This is a genomic window from Corynebacterium lizhenjunii, assembly GCF_011038655.2.
Taxonomy (GTDB): Bacteria; Actinomycetota; Actinomycetes; order Mycobacteriales; family Mycobacteriaceae; genus Corynebacterium; species Corynebacterium lizhenjunii.
This window is the reverse complement of sequence record NZ_CP064954.1, coordinates 822,425-845,278: the sequence shown is the minus strand read 5'-3', so window position 1 is coordinate 845,278 and position 22,854 is coordinate 822,425. Positions and strand designations below refer to the sequence as shown.

The 22,854-nt window shown below is 62.4% G+C and carries 20 protein-coding genes; 12 read left to right on the top strand and 8 right to left on the bottom strand.

Features of this window, described 5'->3' with window-relative positions; genetic code table 11:
• Positions 1-31: 31 nt before the first annotated feature.
• From glmU to ppk2, 6 genes are all read left to right on the top strand, one after another.
• The gene (gene glmU / locus G7Y31_RS03955) at positions 32-1,495 is read left to right on the top strand and encodes a bifunctional UDP-N-acetylglucosamine diphosphorylase/glucosamine-1-phosphate N-acetyltransferase GlmU (RefSeq protein ID WP_165007751.1); all 1,464 of its coding nucleotides are present in this window, start codon (positions 32-34) and stop codon (positions 1,493-1,495) included.
• 56 nt (positions 1,496-1,551) lie between these two features.
• Positions 1,552-2,526, top strand: a complete 975-nt coding sequence (locus G7Y31_RS03950; protein WP_165007753.1) for a ribose-phosphate diphosphokinase — start codon at positions 1,552-1,554, stop codon at positions 2,524-2,526.
• Positions 2,527-2,785: 259 nt separating this feature from the next.
• Entirely contained in the window at positions 2,786-3,442 is a 657-nt protein-coding gene (locus G7Y31_RS03945; RefSeq protein WP_165007755.1) for a 50S ribosomal protein L25/general stress protein Ctc, read from the top strand.
• 14 nt (positions 3,443-3,456) lie between these two features.
• The gene (gene pth, locus G7Y31_RS03940; RefSeq protein ID WP_165007757.1) at positions 3,457-4,005 is read left to right on the top strand and encodes an aminoacyl-tRNA hydrolase; all 549 of its coding nucleotides are present in this window, start codon (positions 3,457-3,459) and stop codon (positions 4,003-4,005) included.
• A gap of 24 nt (positions 4,006-4,029) precedes the next feature.
• Positions 4,030-4,878, top strand: coding sequence for a fumarylacetoacetate hydrolase family protein (locus G7Y31_RS03935; protein ID WP_165007759.1), 849 nt, complete (start codon positions 4,030-4,032; stop codon positions 4,876-4,878).
• 106 nt (positions 4,879-4,984) lie between these two features.
• Complete coding sequence (ppk2, locus tag G7Y31_RS03930) at positions 4,985-5,812, top strand: polyphosphate kinase 2 (RefSeq protein WP_165007761.1); 828 nt, start codon at positions 4,985-4,987, stop codon at positions 5,810-5,812.
• 90 nt (positions 5,813-5,902) lie between these two features.
• Here ppk2 and G7Y31_RS03925 read toward each other — a convergent pair whose 3' ends face one another.
• Together G7Y31_RS03925 and G7Y31_RS03920 are read right to left on the bottom strand one after the other, a co-directional pair.
• The gene (locus tag G7Y31_RS03925; RefSeq protein ID WP_196823613.1) at positions 5,903-7,363 is read right to left on the bottom strand and encodes a glyceraldehyde-3-phosphate dehydrogenase; all 1,461 of its coding nucleotides are present in this window, start codon (positions 7,361-7,363) and stop codon (positions 5,903-5,905) included.
• Positions 7,364-7,423: 60 nt separating this feature from the next.
• Positions 7,424-8,494, bottom strand: coding sequence for a nitronate monooxygenase (locus G7Y31_RS03920; protein WP_165007765.1), 1,071 nt, complete (start codon positions 8,492-8,494; stop codon positions 7,424-7,426).
• Positions 8,495-8,541: 47 nt separating this feature from the next.
• Here G7Y31_RS03920 and pth (G7Y31_RS03915) point away from each other — a divergent pair, with 47 nt between their 5' ends.
• On the top strand, positions 8,542-9,204 hold the full coding sequence (pth, locus tag G7Y31_RS03915; RefSeq protein ID WP_165007767.1) for an aminoacyl-tRNA hydrolase: 663 nt from the start codon (positions 8,542-8,544) through the stop codon (positions 9,202-9,204).
• Here pth (G7Y31_RS03915) and G7Y31_RS03910 read toward each other — a convergent pair whose 3' ends face one another.
• Positions 9,205-9,744, bottom strand: a complete 540-nt coding sequence (locus G7Y31_RS03910; RefSeq protein WP_165007769.1) for an NADPH-dependent FMN reductase — start codon at positions 9,742-9,744, stop codon at positions 9,205-9,207. It lies immediately after the preceding gene.
• 69 nt (positions 9,745-9,813) lie between these two features.
• On the opposite strand from G7Y31_RS03910, the gene G7Y31_RS03905 reads away from it, so the two are divergent.
• On the top strand, positions 9,814-9,972 hold the full coding sequence (locus G7Y31_RS03905; protein ID WP_165007771.1) for a hypothetical protein: 159 nt from the start codon (positions 9,814-9,816) through the stop codon (positions 9,970-9,972).
• 24 nt (positions 9,973-9,996) lie between these two features.
• Complete coding sequence (locus G7Y31_RS03900) at positions 9,997-11,598, top strand: peptide chain release factor 3 (RefSeq protein ID WP_165007773.1); 1,602 nt, start codon at positions 9,997-9,999, stop codon at positions 11,596-11,598.
• Positions 11,599-11,684: 86 nt separating this feature from the next.
• On the opposite strand, the gene G7Y31_RS03895 is transcribed toward G7Y31_RS03900, so the two are convergent.
• A complete protein-coding gene (locus G7Y31_RS03895) occupies positions 11,685-12,992 on the bottom strand; it encodes a GntP family permease (RefSeq protein ID WP_425321660.1) in 1,308 nt (435 codons plus the stop codon).
• 188 nt (positions 12,993-13,180) lie between these two features.
• On the opposite strand from G7Y31_RS03895, the gene G7Y31_RS03890 reads away from it, so the two are divergent.
• The gene (locus G7Y31_RS03890; RefSeq protein ID WP_165007775.1) at positions 13,181-13,753 is read left to right on the top strand and encodes a TetR/AcrR family transcriptional regulator; all 573 of its coding nucleotides are present in this window, start codon (positions 13,181-13,183) and stop codon (positions 13,751-13,753) included.
• On the opposite strand, the gene mmsB is transcribed toward G7Y31_RS03890, so the two are convergent.
• Both mmsB and G7Y31_RS03880 read right to left on the bottom strand, forming a co-directional pair.
• The gene (gene mmsB / locus G7Y31_RS03885) at positions 13,728-14,606 is read right to left on the bottom strand and encodes a 3-hydroxyisobutyrate dehydrogenase (protein ID WP_165007777.1); all 879 of its coding nucleotides are present in this window, start codon (positions 14,604-14,606) and stop codon (positions 13,728-13,730) included. The genes G7Y31_RS03890 and mmsB overlap by 26 nt on opposite strands.
• Before the next feature lie 54 nt (positions 14,607-14,660).
• Positions 14,661-16,178 carry a CoA-acylating methylmalonate-semialdehyde dehydrogenase gene (locus tag G7Y31_RS03880; protein WP_165007779.1) on the bottom strand — a complete coding sequence of 506 codons (1,518 nt, stop codon included), beginning with the start codon at positions 16,176-16,178 and terminating at the stop codon, positions 14,661-14,663.
• 441 nt (positions 16,179-16,619) lie between these two features.
• Between G7Y31_RS03880 and G7Y31_RS03875 the strand changes: the two genes are divergently transcribed.
• Positions 16,620-19,196: a GNAT family N-acetyltransferase gene (locus G7Y31_RS03875; protein WP_165007781.1), complete on the top strand. Its 2,577-nt coding sequence runs from the start codon at positions 16,620-16,622 to the stop codon at positions 19,194-19,196.
• Positions 19,193-20,326, top strand: coding sequence for an acetoin utilization protein AcuC (locus G7Y31_RS03870; protein WP_165007783.1), 1,134 nt, complete (start codon positions 19,193-19,195; stop codon positions 20,324-20,326). Before G7Y31_RS03875 ends, G7Y31_RS03870 begins: the two co-directional genes overlap by 4 nt.
• Before the next feature lie 185 nt (positions 20,327-20,511).
• Here the strand turns inward: G7Y31_RS03870 and G7Y31_RS03865 are convergent, their stop codons facing one another.
• The gene (locus G7Y31_RS03865) at positions 20,512-21,678 is read right to left on the bottom strand and encodes an HNH endonuclease signature motif containing protein (protein ID WP_165007785.1); all 1,167 of its coding nucleotides are present in this window, start codon (positions 21,676-21,678) and stop codon (positions 20,512-20,514) included.
• Positions 21,679-22,094: 416 nt separating this feature from the next.
• The gene (locus tag G7Y31_RS03860) at positions 22,095-22,841 is read right to left on the bottom strand and encodes an SDR family NAD(P)-dependent oxidoreductase (RefSeq protein ID WP_165007787.1); all 747 of its coding nucleotides are present in this window, start codon (positions 22,839-22,841) and stop codon (positions 22,095-22,097) included.
• Positions 22,842-22,854 lie beyond the last annotated feature (13 nt).

The following is a 22,854-nucleotide window of genomic DNA, read 5'->3' as shown; positions in this document are numbered from 1 at the left end:
CACCGCGACTATTTCAGGAGAAGAATCCCCCGTGGCATCTACCGCAAACACTTGTGCCGTTATTGTCCTCGCTGCTGGCGCGGGCACCCGTATGAAGTCTGCGAAGCAAAAGACGTTGCATGAGATTGGTGGGCGCACGCTGCTAGGCCATTCCCTCCACGCAGCCGCAGGGCTTAACCCGCAGCACTTGGTCACAGTGGTGGGCCACCAGCGCGATCAGGTTGCGCCCGCGGTCGAGGCCGTGGCCACGGAACTGTCCCGGCCGATTGCGCAGGCCGTGCAGGAAGAGCAGTTGGGCACGGGCCACGCTGTGGCCTGTGGGCTGGAGCCGCTGGGGGATTTTGACGGCACGGTGATTGTCACCAACGCAGATGTGCCTTTGCTGCGTACGGAAACCATCGCAGCATTGTATGAGGCCCACTGCGGGGCGAATAATGCAGTCACGGTGTTATCCATCGAGCTGGAAGACCCCACTGGTTATGGCCGGGTGGTGCGCGAAGGCGGTGCGGTGACCGCGATTGTGGAGCACAAGGACGCCACCGACGCACAGCGGGAGATTACAGAGGTCAACTCCGGAGTCTTTGCATTTGATGCTGCAGTTTTACGGCAGGCATTAAGCCAGCTGGATTCCAATAATGCTCAAGGGGAGCTCTACATCACCGACGTGCTGGGTATTGCCCGCGCCCAGGGCCACGCGGTCGGCGCCCATGTGGCGGCGGATGCAAACGAGCTGGCCGGGGTCAATGACCGGGTGCAGCTGGCTGCGGCTGGGCGTGAGCTCAACCGCCGCTGCGTGGAAGCCGCTATGCGTGGTGGGGCCACCATCATTGACCCGGAGAGCACCTGGATTGGCGTGGATGTGCGTCTTGGCACTGACGTGGTGATCCACCCGGGAACCCAGCTGTGGGGCACCACCTCCATTGCCGATGGCGCGGTGGTAGGCCCGGATACCACGTTGAGCGACGTAGAGGTGGGCCCGGGTGCCAGTGTGGTGCGCACCCACGGCTCCGAGGCCCGCATTGGGGCCGGGGCCACCGTGGGCCCGTTTACCTTCATTCGCCCCGGCACCGTGGTGGGCGAGGAAGGCAAACTGGGCGGGTTTGTAGAGGCGAAGAACGCGCAGATTGGTCGCGGCACCAAGGTCCCGCATTTGACCTACATTGGGGACGCCACGGTGGGCGAATACTCCAACATCGGGGCCTCTAGCGTCTTTGTCAATTATGACGGGGTGAACAAGCACCACACCGTTATCGGCAGCCATGTGCGCACCGGATCTGACACCATGTTTATCGCTCCGGTGACCGTGGGTGATGGGGCGTATTCGGGTGCGGGTACAGTAATTAAGGACGATGTTCCGGCGGGAGCACTCGTGGTCTCCGGCGGCAAGCAACGCAACATTGAAGGCTGGGTGTTGGACAAGCGCCCGGGCACCGCTGCGGCGGAGGCTGCGGCAGCTGCGCTGGCCCAGGACTCAGCAGACTCTGCGGAAGCCTAAAGCGTCTGTAGAGTACGCACAGTGAAATCGATTCTCAAGGAAGGCAAGAGCCACACATGACCGGCAAGGTAACTGGCAGCAGCAAGAACATGAAGCTCTTTTCCGGGCGTGCCCACCCGGAGCTGGCGGAGGCAGTAGCGCGCGAGCTCAAGTGCGAGCTGGTACCCACCACCGCCCGCGACTTCGCAAATGGGGAGATCTTCATCCGTTTTGAGGAGTCCGTGCGTGGCGCAGACTGCTTTGTCATGCAATCGCACACTCAGCCGCTGAACAAGTGGCTGATGGAGCAGCTCATCATGATTGATGCACTCAAGCGCGGCTCCGCCAAGCGCATCACGGCGATTTTGCCCTTCTACCCCTACGCCCGCCAGGACAAGAAGCACCTGGGTCGCGAGCCAATCTCCGCGCGCCTGGTCGCGGACCTGCTGGCTACCGCGGGCGCTGACCGGATCGTTTCTGTTGACCTGCACACGGACCAAATCCAGGGCTTCTTCGACGGCCCGGTGGACCACATGCACGCCCAGCCCATCCTGACGGATTACATCAAGAGCAAGTACAACATCGAAGACATCGTGGTGGTCTCCCCCGACGCTGGTCGCGTGAAGGTGGCAGAAAAGTGGGCCCACGATCTGGGGGATGCCCCGCTGGCCTTCGTACACAAAACTCGTTCTACCGAGGTAGCTAACCAGACGGTCTCCAACCGCGTGGTGGGTGAAGTCGAGGGCAAGGACTGCATCTTGCTCGATGACATGATTGACACCGGCGGCACCATCGCCGGTGCGGTCCGTGTGCTCAAGGAAGCTGGCGCAAAGAAGGTAGTTATTGCCTGTACCCACGGCGTCTTCTCCGACCCGGCCCGCGAGCGTCTGTCTGAGTGCGGCGCGGAGGAAGTCATCACCACCGACACGTTGCCGCAGTCTACTGAGGGCTGGAAGAACCTCACCGTTCTCTCCATCGCTCCGCTCCTGGCACGCACCATCAATGAAATCTTTGAGAATGGTTCTGTGACCACTCTCTTCGAGCGTTCCTAAGCCCACTCCAACTCTCGGCTCACGCCACGGCGCGAGCCGCCCCATAACCCCAGTTCAGTTTGAGGTTATGGGGCGTATTTGTTATCATTGTGCGGTCTCGGCGAGGGTGAGTCGGCCTTAAGAGCTGGCGAACCGTTATCGACGCGATTGTTCATAAGCATTAAGCCTGCGATGACTGCTGCCAAGACGTCCATCGGCAGGCTTTTGTCGTTTCGACCGAGCCCGCCACGTACTCCCCCAATTCTTCAAGGAGAATGACATGTCTAACCAGACTCCCGTAGTAAAGGCCGCTGCTCGTACCGAGTTCGGCAAAGGCCCGTCCCGTCGTCTGCGCGTTGCCGGCCAGGTGCCGGGCGTTCTGTACGGCCACAACACCGACCCCGTCCACTTCTCCGTTAACCGCCTGGAGCTGACCGCTCTGGTGCGTAACAACGGCGTGAACGCGGTCCTGGAGCTCGAAATCGACGGCGAGCAGCACCTGTCCATGGTCAAGCACGTGGACCAAAATGTGCTGTCCCTGGAGATCGACCACGTGGACCTGCTGGCCATCAAGCGCGGCGAGAAGGTTGAGGTTGAGGTTCCGGTGACCCTTACCGGCGAGTCCGCTCCGGGCACCCTGGCCAACCAGGACGCTTACGAGCTGCTGGTTGAGGCTGACGCCCTCAACATTCCGGAGGAGATCGTGGTCTCCATCGACGGCTTGGAGGATGGTACCGTGATCACCGCTGGTGACATCACCCTGCCGGAGAAGACCACCCTGGCAGCTGAAGCTGAGACCATCATCGCCTCCATCGGCCTGCCGGAGGTTGACGAGGAACTCGAGGCTGCCGCTGAGGCCGCTGAGGAAGGCGGCGCTGAGGCTGGCGCCGAGTCCTCCGAGTCCTCCGAGGATTCCGAGGATTCCGACTCCGAGTAAATCCCAGTAAAACTGTGGCCACCTCCCCTGTGTTGATTGTCGGACTGGGCAACCCCGGTCCGCGCTACGCCGGCACGCGCCACAACATTGGCACTGATGTTGTGGCGGAGCTAGTGCAGCGCGCTGGCAGCAGCTTGTCGGTGCATAAGAAGACCAACACGGAGGTGGCCCAGTTGCCTGCGGGGCGCCTGCTGGCGCGCCCCGCCATCGTGGCTAAGCCACGCAGCTTTATGAACCTCTCAGGTGGCCCCGTCAAGGCATTGGCCGCCTACTACGGCGTTGCTCCCGCCGACCTCATTGTGATCCATGATGAGCTGGAGCTCGATTTCGGGGCCGTGCGACTGCGTGCGGGGGGCGGGGACCATGGCCACAACGGTCTGCGATCGATTACCAAGGCCCTGGGTACCAAAGACTACCAACGCCTTGCGGTGGGCATCGGCAGGCCTCCGGGCCGCATGGACCCTGCCAGCTTTGTGCTCAAAGCTTGGTCCAAGCAAGAGGCCGCAGAAATTCCAATTCTGTGTGCGGACGCCGCGGACGAGATCCTTCGCGCCCACGGTTAGCCCACCCCGGTAACATGGGCGCCCATGAGGCTTGCAACACTTCGCACGACATTTGGCACCACCTGTATCCGCATCGAGGGCGAGGGCATAGGTGTCGACCTGGACCACGAGGATGTCGGTGCTTTGCTGGCTCAACCAGATTGGCGCAAGGCCGCCGCACTATCGGGCGAGCCGGTGGCGTTCCTGCCTGAGGACTTAGCCCCAGTACTGCCCCAGCCCGGCAAAATTATCTGCGTGGGCGTCAACTATGCCCGCCACGCCCGGGAGATGGGCCGGGAGCAACCGGAACAACCCACCTTGTTTATCAAGTTCCCGGAGGCACTCACTGGCCCCTTTGATCCGGTCCACATTCCGCCCTTCGCCCAGGAACAACTGGACTATGAAGGCGAGTTGGCCGTGGTCATTGGTCAACGCGCCCACCACGTCCCCGCAGCGAGGGCGCTCGACTACGTGGCTGGATACGCCATTATCAACGACTACACCCTGCGGGATTTCCAGCGGGCGACCACCCAATTCCATGCGGGAAAATCCTTCTACCGCACCGCCGGTTTTGGACCGTGGCTCACCACTGCTGATGAATGGAGCCCCGGGGAGCACGCGCGCCTACGCACCCTGGTCAACGGGCACGTTCGCCAAGATGACGACACCGATGATCTGCTCTTTCCTATCCCGCGCTTGATCGAGTTCATCTCCTCGCTCTACCCCCTCAATCCCGGGGATGTCATTGCCACCGGCACCCCGGAGGGCGTGGGTTTTGCCCGCGACCCGCAGGCCTTCCTTAGCCACGGCGATGTGACCCGGGTGGAAATCGCGGGCCTGGGCTACATCGCCAACACCACCATTTTTGATGCGGCAGCGCCTGCCCTGGACTAGGGCCTCAGAATAGAGACCCCAGAATAGCGGCCCGAGACTAGAGGCACCCCTGTACAAGAGGCCCTTAGACTAGTGACCCTTCGACTAGAGACCTAGACTAGGAGGCATGGCACAACCACGGAAGCTGAAGAAGAAGGCCTACGAGGCAGAGCTCAAGCGCCTCCAGGCAGAATTGGTAGAGATGCAACAGTGGGTCGTCGAAACCGGCGCCCGCGTGGTCATCATCATGGAAGGCCGAGACGCAGCCGGCAAGGGTTCCGCCATCAAGCGCATTACCCAGTACCTCAACCCCCGCACCTGTCGCATTGAGGCCCTGCCCAAGCCCACCGATCGCGAGGCCGGGCAGTGGTACTTCCAGCGCTACATAGAAAAGCTGCCCACTGCGGGCGAGATCGTCATCTTCGACCGTTCCTGGTACAACCGCGGCGGCGTCGAGCGCGTCATGGGCTTTTGCACCCAGCAGGAGCACGTGCGTTTCCTCCACCAGGCCCCCATCCTGGAGCGCATGCTGGTCGAGGACGGGATTATCCTCCTCAAGTACTGGTTCTCCGTCTCCGATGAGGAACAGATTGCCCGCTTCAAGTCGCGGCGCAATGATCCGCTGCGCCGCTGGAAACTCTCCCCGATGGATCTGCAGTCCATCACCCGCTGGGAGGACTACTCCCGGGCTAAAGATGAGATGTTTGTCCACACCGACACCCCCGTGGCCCCGTGGTACACGGTGGAAAGTGAGGATAAGAAGCGCTCACGTATCAACGTCATTAGCCACATCCTCGAGACCATCCCCTATGAGCGGGTGGAACAAGCAGTCCCAGAAATCCCGGAGCGCCCGGCCAGCAGGAAGGACTCCTACGAACGCCCTTCGCGCGATCACTTTGCTTATGTGCCGGATGTGGCGGCCAAGCTCGAGCGCAAGAAGAAGGACAAAAAGTAATAGCCGCCTGGTTTCCCAAGCGGCTATTTCTGCCGATGCCCCGGAGCCCCTCCTGTGGGCCCGGCGCTTCTGTGCCTAGAGCTCCAGCGCCTAGAGCTCCTGCGGGTCTACGCGCTGCGGCAGCACCACCGGGCGGGCGCCTGCGAGTTCCTCCACAATGCGGATGACCTGGTTGGAGTAGCCGAACTCGTTGTCATACCAAACGTAGAGCACCAGGTGCTTGCCGGATGCGATGGTGGCTAGGCCATCCACAATGCCAGCGTGGGTGGAGCCAACAAAGTCCGAGGAGACCACCTCCGGGGAGGCAATGTAGGAAATCTGCTGGCGCAACTCCGAGTGCAGGGAGACATTGCGCAGGAAGTCATTAACCTCTGCGGCGTCGACTTCCTTTTCTAGCTCCAGGTTGAGCACGGCCATGGAAACGTCCGGGGTGGGAACGCGGATGGCGTTTCCGGTCAGCTTGCCCTCAAATTCCGGCACAGCCTTGGACACTGCCTTCGCCGCGCCGGTCTCCGTAAGCACCATGTTCAGGCCTGCGGCGCGGCCACGCCGGTCGCCCTTGTGGAAGTTATCAATCAGGTTCTGATCGTTGGTAAAGGAATGCGCGGTCTCCACGTGGCCGTGCACCACCCCGTACCGGTCGTTGATTACCTTCAGCACCGGGGTAATGCCGTTGGTGGTACACGATGCTGCGGACAGAATCTGGTCCGAATCCTCAATGTCTGCATGGTTGATGCCGTAGACAATGTTCTTCAAATCGCCCTTGCCCGGGGCGGTGAGCAGCACGCGGGAAATGCCCTTGGACTTCAGGTGCTGTTCTAGGCCCGCGCGGTCGCGCCACACGCCGGTGTTGTCCACCAGGATGGCATCTTCAATGCCATAGGCGGTGTAGTCGATATCCGCCGGATCATTGGCGTAGATCATCTGAATCTTGGTGCCATTGGCCCAGATGACTTCGTTTTCCTCATCCACGGTGATGGTGCCGTTGAACGCCCCGTGGACGGAGTCGCGGCGCAGCAAAGAGGCGCGCTTAAAGATATCAATGTCGCCCTTCTTGCGCACTACGATGCCACGCAGGCGTACACCGTTGTAGGCGGCCTCGCGGGCAATGAGGATGCGGGCCAGCAGGCGCCCGATTCGGCCAAAGCCGTAGAGCACCACGTCGCGCGGCTCCTTGTGCTCGTCTTTGCCGATGACGCTGGCGAGCTCTTCTTCCACAAAAGCCCGCAGGTCCTGCTCACCCGATTCCGCGAACTTCACTGCCAGCTGGCCCAAGTCAATGGAGGCCGATGCCAGGTTGAGATCCACCAACACCTCCAGGATGGGCAGGGTCTGGGCGGTGGAGAGCTCCTGGCCGGCTATGCGGCGGGCGTAGCGGTGAGCCTTAACAATGTCGATGTCGGTCACGCCCTCCAGCAGGGAGCCGAAGATCGAGGTGACAACGTTGGAACGGCGCAGCTTGTGCAGTAGCGGAATCATTTCCTGCGCGCGTTCGATGCGCTGGTTCCAGTCCTCGTGGCCAACCTGTCGATTATCGGTCACTTGCATCATTCCTTTTACTCATTGTGGGGTTAGTCGTTTTCCCACATCCTACCGGCTCCGCACGCCCGTTTAATAAAGTTGGTGCAGGATTTCACCCGCACTACCCCCACGGATTTTCTCCGGCTCAATACCTACTAGACAATAGGCAACCTCCAGGTCCCCCTGGGCCCGTCGCGGCGCGAGGATGGGGTTGAGGAAGGGATAGATCGGCGCGAGGTCACCATGGGCGTCGCTAAAGGCGGTGGCCAGGCCCCGGGCATAGCGTCCACTGAAGGCACGGGTGGACACAGTGCGCCCGCCAGCAGCAATCAGTTCCCGGTTGCTTGCCGATGTCCCCGCCTCTTCTGCAAGCAAAAAGGCCGACCCGCAGCTCACCGCACGTACCCCGGGCAGCTGCAGGGCCGCAGTCACCCCGGCGGCGTCGCGAATCCCGCCAGCAGCAATCAGGGGCCGTTCCAATCCTTCTGCCTCCAGCGACGCGTGCATTGCCCGGACCAATTCGGCTAGTGGGTGCCAATCCGGTTCGGCGCGAAAGTCCACGGTGCCGCGGTGCCCACCGGCTTCAGGCCCTTGCACGCAGAGCACATCTGCGCCCTGGCGTGCGGCAACTACTGCTGCCTCCGGGTCAGTCACGCTTACCCACGCTTCTGCCCCCACCGCGTGAATACGCTGGCACTGTTCGGGGCTAAACGCACCGAACATAGCCCACAGCACCGCTGGCGGGTGCGCAGCCTCCAGGGCCAGGCTTAGCTTTTCTTCCCACCCGAAGCTGTAGTCCACCTCCGGTAACTGGCCTTCGGGCGCCAAGGCACGGGCTGCCTCCAACTCCGCTGGCTCCAGGGCTTCTTGCGGGGCAAAGAGATTAACCCCATAGCGTTCATTTCCGATTTCTGCGAGCTGCGCGGCTGCGCCTTTGATGTCGATAGTTCCCCACGCCAGCGCGCTAAACGCACCGTGCTGAGCAGCCGCGCGCACCAGCGCCGGGGTGGTGGGACCACCGGCCATAGGCGCAATCACGATGGGGATCTCCAAAGAATCCAACACTGCGCTATTTCGCTGCGCGGCGCTGTCTGGGCGCGCAGCACTTCCTGGCTGCGCGGCGCTGTCTGGGTGTGTTTCGCGTGGCTTCAAACTACTCATGGCGCCTAGTGTAGGACGGCAACGCCGGCCGTGGGAAGATGGTGCGCATGAGTTTTCTGCGCGACTTCCTGGCTCGTTTTTCCCGCCCGCGGTCCACCAACGCCGCGCGCCCATCCGGCGTGGACCCGGCCGACCTCACCGCAGACTTTCTGGTGGTCGGACTGGGCAACCCTGGGCCGCAGTACGCCGCCACGCGCCACAATGTCGGCTACATGGCGCTCGATGATCTCCTGGCGGCCCACGGTGCAGTACTGGAACCCGTCCGCGGAATCGCAGCCCACGCCGCGCAGCTTAACCTCGACGGCGTGCATGTTGTGGCCGCCCGGTCTACCGACTACATGAATGTGAGCGGGGAGGGCATCGGCCAGTTGGCCCGCCATCTGGGAATTGCGGCGGAGCGCGTCATCATCCTCCACGATGAGCTAGACCTGCCAGCCCACAAGCTACGTCTCAAGCTCGGCGGTAACGAAAACGGCCACAATGGTCTGAAATCCATCAGCGAGCATCTGGGCACCCGAGACTACTTGCGCGTGCGGATCGGCATCTCCCGCCCCGCACCTGGTACCCCGGTTCCCGACTACGTCCTGGGCCCCGTCGATGCCGGGGCGGGTTTTGACGAGTCCATCGCCGGTGCCGCCCACGCTGCCACCCTGCTAGCCACCCGCGGATTAGCCGCCGCGCAGCAGGAGATCCATCCGCGCTTCAAGTAGCTAACCCAGCTTCGCCTCCAACTCCTCCAGCGTCGCCTGGAGTTGGGTGAGCACTGCGGAGGTTGGCGTAAAGGCGGCATCGGCAAAGTTGGCAGCCAGGTCCACGTCAGTTGCGGCATCAACTGCCTGCATCTTTAGCGAACCTGTGACAGACATGCGCCAGCTCTCCAGCACCCGCCGGGAGTTGCCAAAGCTATAGCCCACGAAGGCAATCGGCTTGCCAGCCCACTCCTGCCCCAGGCAATCAAAAGCGTTCTTAAACGGGCCCGGGACATTGCTGTTGTATTCCGGGGTGACAAAAATATAGCCATCAAAGGCGTCGATGGTATCCGACCAGCGCTGCACCGCCGAGTCCGCATACGCCTTCTCTGCTGCGGCGGGGACTACTTCTGCATCCATCAGCGGCAGCGGGTGGTCCAGCAAATCCACCAACGCATAGTCGTGGTCGCGGCCCTGGGCCTGGTCAACCACCCAATCGGCGACGGCTTTCCCGGCGCGGCCCTTGCGAATAGAGCCCAGCACCACTGCAATCTTTGCCATAACTTCTCCTTTACTTGGCCTAAACAATCCTGGCCACTTTACCCGAAAAACGTGAATACACTTAGCCGCATGCATACGGCACGCACGACCATGGTTATAACGGGGGCATCGGACGGTATCGGCAAAGCAGTAGCCCAAGCCCTAGCCCCGCGCCCGGTTGCGAGGAAGTTGAGCGTGGCCCAGCGGGTCTTCGATGAACTTGGCCGCCAGCTCAATGTGGAATGCTAAATTGCTCCCGCTAGACTTTTGGCCATGAGTTCTGTAGCACAAGAGGCCTCGCGCCGCCGCACGTTTGCCGTCATTGCCCACCCCGACGCCGGTAAATCCACCCTGACGGAGGCCCTTGCGCTACACGCCCACGTTATTAATGAGGCCGGCGCGGTGCACGGCAAGGGTAACCGCAAAGCCACCGTCTCTGACTGGATGGAGATGGAAAAGGAGCGCGGCATCTCGGTCGCCTCGTCTGCGTTGCAGTTCGAGTACGCTCCGGAGGGACACGAGGGGCAGCCCTACATGATTAACCTTGTGGATACCCCTGGCCACGCGGACTTTTCTGAAGACACCTACCGCGTGCTTACTGCTGTTGATGCCGCTGTGATGCTTATCGATGCCGCCAAGGGTTTGGAGCCGCAGACGCTCAAGCTCTTCCGGGTGTGCAAGGCGCGGGGTTTGCCCATTATCACCGTGATTAACAAGTGGGACCGCGTGGGGCGCGAGCCGCTGGAGTTGATTGATGAGATTGTCTCAGAGATTCAGCTCCAGCCCACACCGCTGTATTGGCCGGTGGGTATTGCCGGGGACTTCCGCGGGTTGGCGCACATTAACGCCGAAGGCGAGGCGGATAATTACGTGCACTTCATCCGCACCGCTGGTGGTTCCACCATTGCGCCGGAGGAGCACTATGACCCGGCAGGCGCTGCCGCGAAGGAAGGCGAGGCGTGGGAGACTGCCGTGGAAGAAGCCGAGCTGTTGGCGGCAGACGGGGCTATCCACGACCAGGAGCTGTTTGAGCAGTGCATTACTTCCCCGGTGATTTTTGCCTCTGCCATGCTCAACTTTGGTGTGCACCAGATTTTGGACACCCTGTGTGCAATTGCCCCGGCCCCGCGGGCCCGGGAGGCGGAGGCCAGCGTGCGCGAGGTGGGCGATGAGTTTTCCGGGGTTATCTTCAAGGTCCAGGCCGGTATGGATAAGAAGCACCGCGATAACCTGGCGTTCATGCGGGTGGTCTCCGGTGAGTTTGAGCGCGGCATGCAGGTCAATCACGCCCAGTCCGGGAGGTCTTTTTCCACCAAGTATGCGCTGACGGTCTTTGGCCGCACGCGCGATACCGTAGACACGGCCTATCCAGGCGATATTGTGGGTCTGGTCAATGCTGGTTCGCTGGCTCCGGGGGATACCATCTACGCCGGCAAGCAGGTGCAGTTTAAGCCGATCCCGCAGTTTGCGCCGGAGGCGTTCCGGATTCTGCGAGCAAAGTCCTTGGGCTCGTATAAGGCCTTCCGCAAGGGTCTGGACCAGCTGGCTGCCGAGGGCGTGGTGCAAATCTTGCGTAACGATGCCCGCGGGGATGCCGCCCCAGTCATGGCCGCCGTGGGCCCCATGCAGTTCGAGGTCATGCAGGCGCGCATGGAGCTGGAGTACAACGTGGAGACGATTACGGAGCCCATCCCCTACTCCGTGGCCCGGCGCACTGACGCTGAGTCGGCGCCGGAGTTGGGCCGCCAGCGCGGGGTGGAGGTCTTTACCCGCACGGACGGTGAGCTCATTGCGCTCTTCGGCGATAAGTGGAAGTTGGCTTTTATTGAAAAGGAGCACCCGGAGCTGACCATGGAGCCGCTGGTCGCGGATTAAGCGAGCCAGACGGCCGGAGTGCTTGCGCGGGTCCCGGGATCAGGGCAGACAGGCCGGTGCTTGCGCGGGTCCCGGCACCAGGTTGTCTAAGCCAGCCCCGGGACCAGGGCAGCCAGCCCCAGCATGAAGGCCAGGGTGGCCAAAGGGATGGCCACCGTGACCATGGCGACGTCTTTATACGCCAGCTTGTGGGTCATCCCGCACACCAGCAGCATAGTCAGCACCGCACCATTATGCGGCAGGGAGTCAAAGCTTACCGATGCCATGGCGGTCACCCGGTGCATGAGCTCAAGCGAGATGCCTTGTTCGCTGGCCAGCTGCGCGAGTTGTTCGCCAAGCGTTTGCATGGTGATGGACAATCCGCCGGACGAAGAGCCGGTGATACCGGAGATGACGGCGGTGGATACTGTGGAGACCACGAGTGCGTTATCGCTAATACCCAGCATGTTGTCCTTGATGAAGGCGAAGATGGCCAGGGCGGCGATGACCGCGCCGTAGCCTACCTCCGAGGCAGTGGTAAAGCATGGCACGATGGCGTTTTTGGCGCCTTCGGAAAGCTCACTCAGCGATTCACGGACACGGGAGGGGAACATGGCGATGATCACTACGACGGCCAGGGCCAGGGCGATGGTGGGTGACCACACCCCCAGTAGCGCGCCGAGGGAGGTCTCTCCGTATTTTTCTTCCGCCAGGTAGGCGGCATCCCAGTGCTTGGAAAAGCCGTAGACAATGGAGAAATTCACTCCAATGACCACCGCGATGGGCAGCAATCCCAGAAGACCTTGCACAGCGGTGGAGGGTTGCTTCAGTGGGGTGGCCACGGCGATCTCCTCAGCCTGTTGGGCTAGTGGGGTCTCAATAATGTTGCCGTGGGCGTCGCGCGGGGCGAAGGCCTCTCCCCCAGCGCGCAGGCGGCGCGCCCGCCACTGCAACCAGGCTATTCCGGCGCAGAACATGATGGCTGCGGCCAGGAGGCCGAAGACGGGCGCGGCATAGGTATTGGTGCCGAAGTAGCTAGTGGGGATAGCGTTGTGGATCTGCGGCGAGCCGGGCAAGGCCGCCAGCGCAAAGGTGATGGTGCCCAAGGCGATGGCGGCGGGCATCAGCCGGTGGGGGATCTCGTTTTCTTGGAACAAGGCGGTGGCAATGGGCACGATGGTAAAAGCCACCACCCAAGCGGACACCCCGCCGTACGTGAGCAAAGCGGTAGCCACCACGGTGGCTATCAGTGCACGCTTGGCCCCGAACAGGGCGGTAATCCCATGGGCCAGGTAGCGGGCCAGTCCCGTAGACGTCATCAAATAGCCAAAGATGGCGCCGAAGAGAAATAGCGGAAAATACTTGCCGATGAACCCAGCTAACGCGGGCATGAAGATCTGGGTGTAGGTACCCATGATGGGCACCCCAGAGGTAATAACGGCGATGAGCGAGGCAATGGGGGCTACCACCACCACGGAGTGTCCACGGTAGGCAAATACCACCAAGAACGCCAGCGATGCCACAACACCAGCAAAAGAAATCAGCTGCGACAAATCCACGTCGAACTCCTCACGTATGAAGGCAGATGGTTACAGTAGTGCGCATGAGTAGTGACGCCCTTCCTCCTGCCCGCACCCGGATTCTCGAGTGTTCCCGTCAGCTCTTTAGCGAGTACACCTTCGCAGAAGTCTCCCTCAAAGACATAGCTGGCGCGGCGGGGGTCTCCGTGGCGTTGATAGTCAAGCACTTCGGCAGCAAAGACGGCCTCTTTGAGGCCACCGTGGACTTCACGGCCTCTTCAGCTGCACTGTTTGCGGGTCCGTTTGCGCAGCTTGGCCACACGGCGGTGGTAGAAACCTTAACGGCTCCCCACAATGCCCCCTATTCAATGGCGCGTACCATTTCCGTGGCGGCGGGCGACCGGGATAGCCTCAATGCCATTGGCAAGCGCATCAAGTCGGACCTGCTGCAGGTTTTAGCGGAGCGAATCCGGGCAGAAGCGCCCTGGAGCAGCCCCTCCCCGGAGTTGCGGGCGCAATCTGCGCTGGCTTTGCTGATGGGCTTGTCCTTTATGCGGCGTTTTGGGGATACAGAGTTCCGCAGCTTCCACACGGACACGCTCATCAGCTATTACTCGCCATTGTTGCAGTCTATTCTCGACGGCGAACCTCATTGATGATGGCGGAGAAGTCCAGCCCGCCGTGACCTTCGTCAACGAAGTCCGCGTACTGCTGGGCGGCAATCTTACCCAAGACGGTGTCCGTCGCAGTGTCCTCCGCCGCCGCCATGGCCAGCTTGAGGTCCTTGAGCATCAATGCCGCAGCAAAGCCCGGCGTGAAGTCGCGGTTAGCTGGCGAGGTGGGCACCACCTCCGGGACGGGGGCATTGACCGACAGCGCCCACGAATTGCCGGTGGCGTTAGAAACCACGTCGAAGAAGGCCTGGTGGTCCAAGCCCAGACGTTCGCCTAGGACCAGGGCCTCTGCCAGCACAATCTGGTGCACCGCCAGAATCATGTTGTTGCACGCCTTGACCGCTTGGCCGTTGCCGGTATCCCCGCAGTGGGTCACCGAGCGGCCCATGATGTCGAGCAGCGGCTTGGCCTCCTCAAAGGTCTCGGCCGGGCCGCCCACCATGAAGGCCAGGGTGCCTGCCGCAGCACCGGCGATGCCGCCGGAGACGGGGGCATCGAGAAAGCGCGACCCTGCCTGCGTAACCTTCTGCGCCAGGTCCCGGGCTTCGGCAACGGCGATGGTAGAGACGTCGATGAACAAACGGGGGGCATCGGCAGACAAGATGGAATCAATGACCTGGCCCACCAGCGCGCCGTTGGGCAGGCTGGTGATCACGACTTCTGCGTCCTGGGCAGCAGCCTCGGCGGTGTCGATGACGTTTACTCCGCTGGCGGCGGCGCGGTCACGGGCTTCTTCGACAACATCAAAGCCGTTGACGGTATGTCCGGCGGCGACCAGGTTGGCGGCCATAGGCCCGCCCATATTACCCAGTCCGATAAAGGCAATGGTGCTCATGAGGCTTCCTTTCTAAGGGTGTACGTACAGACTGTGTGCGTGTAGCTGGTGAAGTTAGTTCATCACCGGCATGGTGAACTGCGGGCCTGCCTGGGAATCATCCGGCCAGCGGGAAGTCACGGTCTTGGTCTTGGTGTAGAAGCGGAAAGAATCAGGGCCGTGCTGGTTCAAGTCGCCAAAGCCAGAGGCCTTCCAGCCGCCGAAGGTGTGGTAGGCAATCGGCACCGGAATGGGAACATTGACCCCCACCATGCCGACATTGATGTTCTTAACAAATTCGCGGGCCGCGCCACCGTTTTGGGTAAAGATGGCCACGCCATTGCCGTAGACGTGGTCGTTGGGGTAGGAAATGGCTTCCTCCAGGGTCTCGGCGCGCACCATGGCCAGCACCGGACCAAAAATCTCCTCGGTGTAGATGGACATCTCCGCGGTGACATTGTCAAAGAAGGTGGGGCCACAGTAGTAGCCACCTGCGAGGGACTCGCCCTCAAACTCCGCCCCGCTCATATCCAGCTCGCGGCCGTCTACTACCAGGTCGGCCCCGGCCTCCACGCCTTCTCCGATCAGCCGGAAGACGCGGTCGCGGGCATCGGCAGTAACCAGCGGGCCGTAGTCCGCCTGGGGGTCCAGGCAGTGGCCGACGTTGAGGGAAGGAATCTTGGCCACCAGGGCCTCGCGCAGCTTATCTGCGGTCTCCTTGCCCACCGGAACCACCACGGACAGTGCCATGCAGCGCTCGCCGGCGCTGCCGAAGGCGGCGCCCACCAGGGCATCGGCAGTGGCGTCAATGTCAGCATCCGGCAGCACAATGGCGTGGTTCTTCGCGCCACCGAAGCACTGGGCGCGCTTGCCGGTTTCTGCGCAGCGAGCATAAATGTATTGAGCGATAGGGGTCGACCCCACAAAGCCCACGGCCTTGATGGTGTCCGAATCGAGGATGGCATCCACGGCCTCCTTGCCACCGTGGACCACATTGAGCACGCCAGCCGGGGCACCTGCCTCGATAAACAGCTCAGCCAGGCGCACTGGGACGGAAGGGTCGCGCTCCGAGGGCTTGAGCACAAACGCATTGCCAGCCGCCAACGCCGGGCCGGCCTTCCACAGCGGAATCATGGCCGGGAAGTTAAAGGGAGTAATGCCTGCCACCACACCCAGCGGCTGGCGCAGCGAATAGGTGTCAATTCCGGTGCCGACCTCCGTGGAGTACTCCCCCTTGAGCTGATGCGGCGCGCCCAGGGCGAACTCCAACACGTCCACGCCGCGCAGGACGTCGCCCCTGGCGTCATCGAAAGTCTTGCCGTGCTCCAGGGACAGGGTGCGGGCCAGCTCATCCATGTTGGCGTGAATGAGGCGGATCCACTCCATGATGATCCGGATGCGCTTTTGCGGGTTCATTGCCGCCCAACCCGGCTGGGCCTTCGCGCTGGCCGCGATGACCGCGTCCACGTCTGCGCGATCTGCGAGCACCACCTGGGCCTGCTCCGTGCCGGTGGACGGGTTGAGTACCGGTTGAGTCTTGCCCGTGGTGCCCGCGAAGGCCTCCCCGTTGACAAAGTGGTTAATGGTACGCATATCTGACACTCCTTTTCTTCGGTGCTGCTAGCTGATGTGTTGCTGCTGGCGGTTCCGGCGTGCAACGCTGTTCTGCCGTGCAACGCTGGTGTACCCCACAATATATAGAGACAGTCATCACAAGTCACCCCGTCAAGCGGCGCTGAACACTATTTACCCCCTAGGCTTAGTTAACGAGCTGGGGCGATGCACGCCACACCCCCGTCGCCAAGGGGTGAACGCCATTCACGGCACTAAAGTGTGCACCAACGCCCCCGCCCCCGCCCACGGCCCAACCGGCTCCGCCGGCCACTATCGGCTCCGGCCTGACCGAACCCGACCGACACGAACCCAACCAACCCGAACCGAACCGACCGACACGAACCCAACCAACCCGAACCGACCCGACCGCCGCGAACCCAACCAACCCCGAGCCCAGGCCCTACCGAGAAAGGAGCGCCCATGTCGCAGCAACACACATTGCACTGGGAAGCCGACGTGATCCTCAACGACGGCGACATCGCCACCCTGCGCGCCATCCAGCCCACCGACCGCCCGGCGGTCGAGGCATTCTTTGAACGTGTATCTGACCACTCGAAGTACCTGCGGTTTTTCTCAACCCACCCGCACCTTACGGAGGAAGACTGGCAGCGCTGGGCCCACACCCGCGGCTATGACAAGGTGACCATAGTGCTAGAAGAACGCGGGGACATTGTGGCCATTGCCGGCTATGAGCTGGTGGAGTCCTTCCTGCCCGCCCGGGTGGGCGATGTCTCCTTTTTGGTCCAAGACTCCCACCACGGCAAGGGCGTGGGAAATATCCTGCTCGAGCACCTGGCAGAAATTGGCCGCGAGGGCAAAGTAGAGCGCTTTTTTGCAGAAATGCTGACCCAAAACCGGCAAATGGTGCAGGTGTTTATCCGCGCCGGGTATTCCGCCGCCCCGGAGCTGGCAGACGGTTTTATCAGCGTGGACTTCACCATCGCGCCTAATGCCACCTCCCGGGAGGTCATGGAGCGCCGGGAACTGCGCGCGGAGGCCAATTCCATCCGCCGCCTGCTCAACCCCGCCACCGTGGCCATCGTGGGCAGCCCGGCGGTGAGCCAGCCCGATGCCGCGCACTTTGACACGCTAGAAGATCTGCAGGGTCCTGCGGATTTGGTCATCGCAGAGTCCGGCCAGGACTATCGGGCGCTTATGCAGGCAGCGGCACAAGCCGGCGCCAAGGGCGTGGTAGTCATGGCGCGCAGCCAGAACCCGGGGGTAACGCGCACCGACGCCCGGGATATTGTCTTAGCCGCCCGCGACTATGGCCTCCGCGCCCTGGGCCCGGCAGCGCTAGGACTTATCAACACCTCCCGGGGCCTTAATGCCACCCCTGCGCCGATGCCGCGCGCAGGCCAAGTGGGTTTGTTTACTCAATCTGCTGGCGTGGCTACGCTGACCCTCTCCCATGCCATCGAGCGCGGCTGCGGGTTGTCGAACTTCCTGGCGGCAGGGTCCTTTGCAGACGTCACGGGTAACGACGTCATGCAGTTTTGGTCTGACGATCCGGACACCCATATCTGCCTGCTGTCCTTGGACACCATCGGTAACCCGCGCAAGTTCTTCCGCGTGTTGCGGCGCCTGGCCCTTGACAAGCCCGTGGTGGTCTTCCTGCCATCCCGCGCGCTGCAGTCTGCCCGCCACTACGAGCAGGAGGGGCTGATTGCTGCTAGCCCCGCGGTGCTAGATGACATCATCCGCAACACGGGGGCCATGGTGGTCACCCGCCGCGATGAGATGTATGACATTGCCCAGCTCCTAGCCCGCCAGCCGGTGCCCCGCGGCCGACGGATTCGGGTGATTTCCAACTCTGCTGGGCTCAGTGACCAGATGGTGGCATCGGCAGCACGGTTTGGCCTCAAGGCATCGGCAGTGACGGTCTACGACTCCCCGGCAGCGGGCATCGCCCAGCAAGCAGCCCAAGCTTTGGCGGACCCGGACGTCGACGCGGTGCTATGCGCGGTGGTCGAAATTGGGGAGTTCATCCTCAAAGACGCCCACTCCCGCCTGGCCGCGCTGGCCGCAGGCCCGGCCGTGGAACACCACACCCCGCTCATTGCCTCCTTCGTGGGCTTCGAGTTTCCAGAGTTCCGCGCCGCCCAGGGCCCAGAAGCCCCCGGACAGTTACCCGTCTTTGGCACGTATGCGGACGCCCTGTCGGCCCTAGCCACCATCATTGACAACGACAAGCGGCGCGCCCTGGCCCGCCCCGCCCCGCACGATGAGGTAGCCAGCGGCGACGAGGCCGCAGCCACCGCCGTGGTGGCAGACATCCTGGCAGACTCTCCCACCGGACGCTGGGCCACCGACTCCGAGTGCGCCGCCATCCTCTCCGCCTATGGCATAGACATTGTTCCCTGGCAGCCGGTCGACGGCATGGAAGAAGCCATCGAGGCCGCGGAGGAATTCGGCTGGGACGTGGTGCTCAAGTGCACCAGTCCCATGGTCCGCGGCCGCTCTGAACTACCCACGGTACTGCGCCACATTCATAGCGCAGTGGACATGGAACAGGCGTGGGAGACTTTGGTGCAGCTCACCCAGGACCTCCACCTGGGCTGCGACCCCGCCATTTTGGAGCCGGCCGTCCAACCCACGGTCGCAGCCGGGGCCTCCCTGACCGCCCGCGCTATTGAGGATCCAGTCATTGGCCCCATGCTCAGCGTGGGCATTGCCGGGCTGCCCAGCGATCTCTTGGGCGATGTAGCGTGGCGCGTTCCCCCACTGCGGCGCACCGACGTGTTGGATATGCTCTCTGAGCTCAAGGCCGCACCCCTGCTGGCCGGCTACCAAGGCGCGAAGGCCGCCCATATGCACGGTATCGAAGACGTGCTCATGCGCCTGGCCAGGCTGTGTGATGACATCGCCTCCATTGTCGATATTGAGCTCACTCCCATCGTCGCCGGGCTAGACGCCACCTCTGTGGTGGGCGCGCGCATGCGTATTGCGCCGCTGGACACCCAACGCGACCCCCTGGCAAGGAGGCTAGGAAAGTGACCGCCCTCAAGCCCCTGCTGTTTCACACGGAGGAAATGCGGCGCTATTCGCTGGGCCCGGACCACCCCATGGGCCCCGACCGCGTCCGCCTGGCCTTCGAGCTGGCGGAGTATTTTGAGCTCACCCAGCTCTTTGAGATTGTCTGCCCCACAGCCGCCAATACCGCCCACCTGCAATTGGTCCACACCCCGGACTACATTGCGGCCACCCGCGCGGAGGTGCCGTCCAAGCGCTTCGGCCTGGGCACTGAGGACAATCCTATTAGTCACGGGTTGTCCACCGTCGCGGCGCGCATTACTGGTGCTACCGTGCAGGCCACCCAAGCGGTGTGGGAGGGCCGCGCTCCCCGCGCCGTGAACCTGGCTGGCGGGCTACACCACGCGTTCGCGGACTCGATGGCGGGGTTTTGCATGTACAACGATGCCGCCGTGGCCATCCGCTGGCTGCTTGCCAACGGCGCCCAGCGCGTGGCCTACCTTGACCTCGATGCTCACCATGGCGACGGCGTGGAGCGCCTCTTTTGGGATGACCCTCGGGTGCTAACTATCTCTGTCCACGAATCTGGCCTCTACCTCTTCCCCGGCACTGGGTTTGCCCATGAGATTGGTGGCCGGGGCGCTGAGGGCACAGCCGTCAACCTGGCCTTGCCCCGCGAAACCGCCGATGCCTCCTGGCTCCAAGCCATCCATGCCCTAGTGCCGCCGTTGTTGCGTAAGTTCCAGCCGGAGTTCATCATCTCCCAGCACGGTGCGGACCCCCACCGCAGTGATCCGCTGGCGGACCTGAATATTTCCCTCGATGCTATGGCTCATGCCTATCGTTCCGTGTCCACGTGGGCTAATACCTATGCGCATGGGCGGTGGGTGGCCTTGGGCGGTGGCGGGTATCAGCTAGATTCCGTGGCGCGGGCGTGGACCTGCGTCTTAGCTGCGGTGGCCGAGGTTGAGCTTTCACCCACCCTTGCAATGCCGAAGGGGTGGCACGGCAGCCCCACGCTTGGCGATGAAGGAGCCAGCGCAGACATCTACGACTTCGACCCCCACAAAATCATGGCCTCCCAGCCGCACACCGCGCTGGTGCAGACCTCCCGGTCCATCTTCCCCTATTGGGGTCTGCCCGCCTACGGCTAGGCCCCTCCCCGTTCCTCGCAGCCAGCCGCCCCGTGCAGGTGCGCACGCACGTCTAGCCCCTTCCGCGCGCTTTTGTGGTCGCGGTTGGGGCTGTGTGCTTTCCGATGCCGCCAGCTTCCTACCTTCAGCATTCCTGTCATCTGGCAAGAGGTCGCTTATCTTCCGGTTGGTCAGCTGGCTAGCGGTTAGCTTTTCGGTGGTGGTGGTGCCTGCTGGTGGGCTTCCGGTGGTGGTGTGGCCTGGTGGTGGGCATCTGGCGGGGAGTTGGTGGGTTGGTAGTTGGTGGGTGTGGCTGATGGTGGTGTGGGCGCGGGCCGGGTTTGTATCGGTGGGCCGCCACCGGGTGCTTGCCACCCAACCCCGGTACCCATGCGCACCATCCGACCCCGGGCTATCGGGATGCCATCTGGTGGGTGGTCCTCATTAGCACCATTATGGTGCGGACACAATGGGGTCAGGTTTGACATGTTGGTCTGGCCACCCTGGTTCCAGGGCTGGATGTGGTGGATCTGGCACTTATCAAACGGCAAGTGACAGCCTATCCAGGAGCATTCTGCACCCTCGGCGAGTAGCAATAAGCGTTGCTTAGAGTTAGCGGTCCGCGAATAACGGTACAAGTCCAACGGACCATGCTCACGCGATAGCGCTGCGATAAACCCGTAGTCCAGACACAACCGCTCCAACAGGTCCTTGCCGGTGAGGATCGCGCCGTTGGAGGCGCGGACGCGAATATCGGCATCAGTGGGATATCGTCCGGGGTTGTGCATCCGGTCGACGAACTCACAGATCTGATCCAGGTAGATGGGGATGATCGGGATGTAGCGTTGTTTGCCAGCGCCCCCGCCCCTGAAGGCTGCAAGGAAGCTTTCTACTTGGTCTTGAGGGTCAACCACAGCGTGGACGTCCATAATGTCGACAGACTTGCCTGTGGCCTTGAGCGTGGCTAGCCCATTAGCGTGATGGGTGAGGCTCACGCCTTCTTTAACCTCACGCGGCCTGGCTAGTTCTTTTAGCTGCTCGCGGGCAACGGCCTCGATTTGTGCTGCAGGCGCCTTGCAGAGTTTGACGCGCAGTTTCCATTTAGCGAGTTTGTCACTAACCCGCTTGGTTTTGGACTCGATGAAGTCTAAGGCTTCAGCAGAATGGCCTTGGCTGCGGGCAGCGGTTAAGGCTTTGTATTGCAAGCCGGTGTAGGTGGTGGGTCCGTAGTAGGTGTTATACAGCGTGACGTACTTGCGTGCGACAAATGGGCATAGCCCGTTTGCGGTGAGGTCTTCGACGCTGTGGCCGGCGAAACCAGCCAGGGCGTCGATGACGGGGCCTTGGCCCGCAAGTAGTGTCTCGAAGTTCATGCCATCGAGAGTAAGCACTCTCGCGGGAGGTTCGCAAGGGTTGTCGGAAAATTGTCCACTCGAGTGTGCAATGAGGGTAAACTTTGGGAGGATTTACCGATGGTAATGGGGGCACCCACACGGGGGTAGGACGATCTCGGCGCACAAGCGGGATTGTGGTCGAGGTGTCGGCGCTAGGTCTCGGGCACGGGCCACGCGTAGGCGGCAGCCGGTAGCGATGGCAGTCGGGGTGTCGGCGCTAGGTCGTGGGCACGGGTCACGCGTAGGCGGCAGCCGGTGGGGAGGGGCAGCGATGCGGCAGCACACTTCGCTGCCAGCGAAGCGCCGCGGCACTAGTGTTGCAGCACTAGCGGGGTGACACTAGCGGGGTGACACTAGCGGGGCGGCACTAGTTTTGCGGCACTAGTGTTGCAGCACTAGCGGGGTGGCATTCGGAGCGCGCCGTCCAGACGGATGGTTTCGCCGTTGAGGTAGCCATTGTCGATAATCGATAGCGCCAAATGCGCGAATTCCTCCGGCTTGGCCAGGCGCGGCGGGAATTGCACCGTAGCTTCGAGCTGGGCCCGGAACTCTGGGGTGATCTGCTCCATCATGGGGGTGGCCACCACGCCGGGGGCAATGGCATTGACACGGATACCCAGGGAGGCAAGGTCGCGGGCTGCCGTGATGGACAGGGCGTGGACTGCGCCCTTCGACGCCGCGTAGGCAGCCTGGCCGACCTGGCCTTCAAAGGCCGCCACGGAAGCTGTATTGATGATCACGCCGCGCTGGCCATCGGCATCGGCAGGCTCAAGCTGGGACATGGCCTCCGCTGCGGACGTAAGGACATGGAAGGTGCCTAGCAGATTGACGTTGATGGTGGTGGCGAAGACCTGCGGATCGTGCGGGCCTTTGCGGCCCATAATCCGGGCAGACGGGCAGATGCCCGCGCAGTTGACCGCGATGCGCAGGGGCGCGCGCTCGGCAGCTTGGGCAACAGCGGCACGAACAGCCTGTGCATCCGTGACATCAACCTCGACGTACTCGATGTTGTCATGGGTGGCGCCTGCCCGCAGGTCGAAGCCGGTCACGGCCACGCCGCGCTCGGCTAGCGCCAGCGCCGTTGCTGCACCCAGCCCGGAGGCCGCGCCAGTAACAATGGCAGAAGTGTTGTGAAGATCCATGGAATGCTCCTTC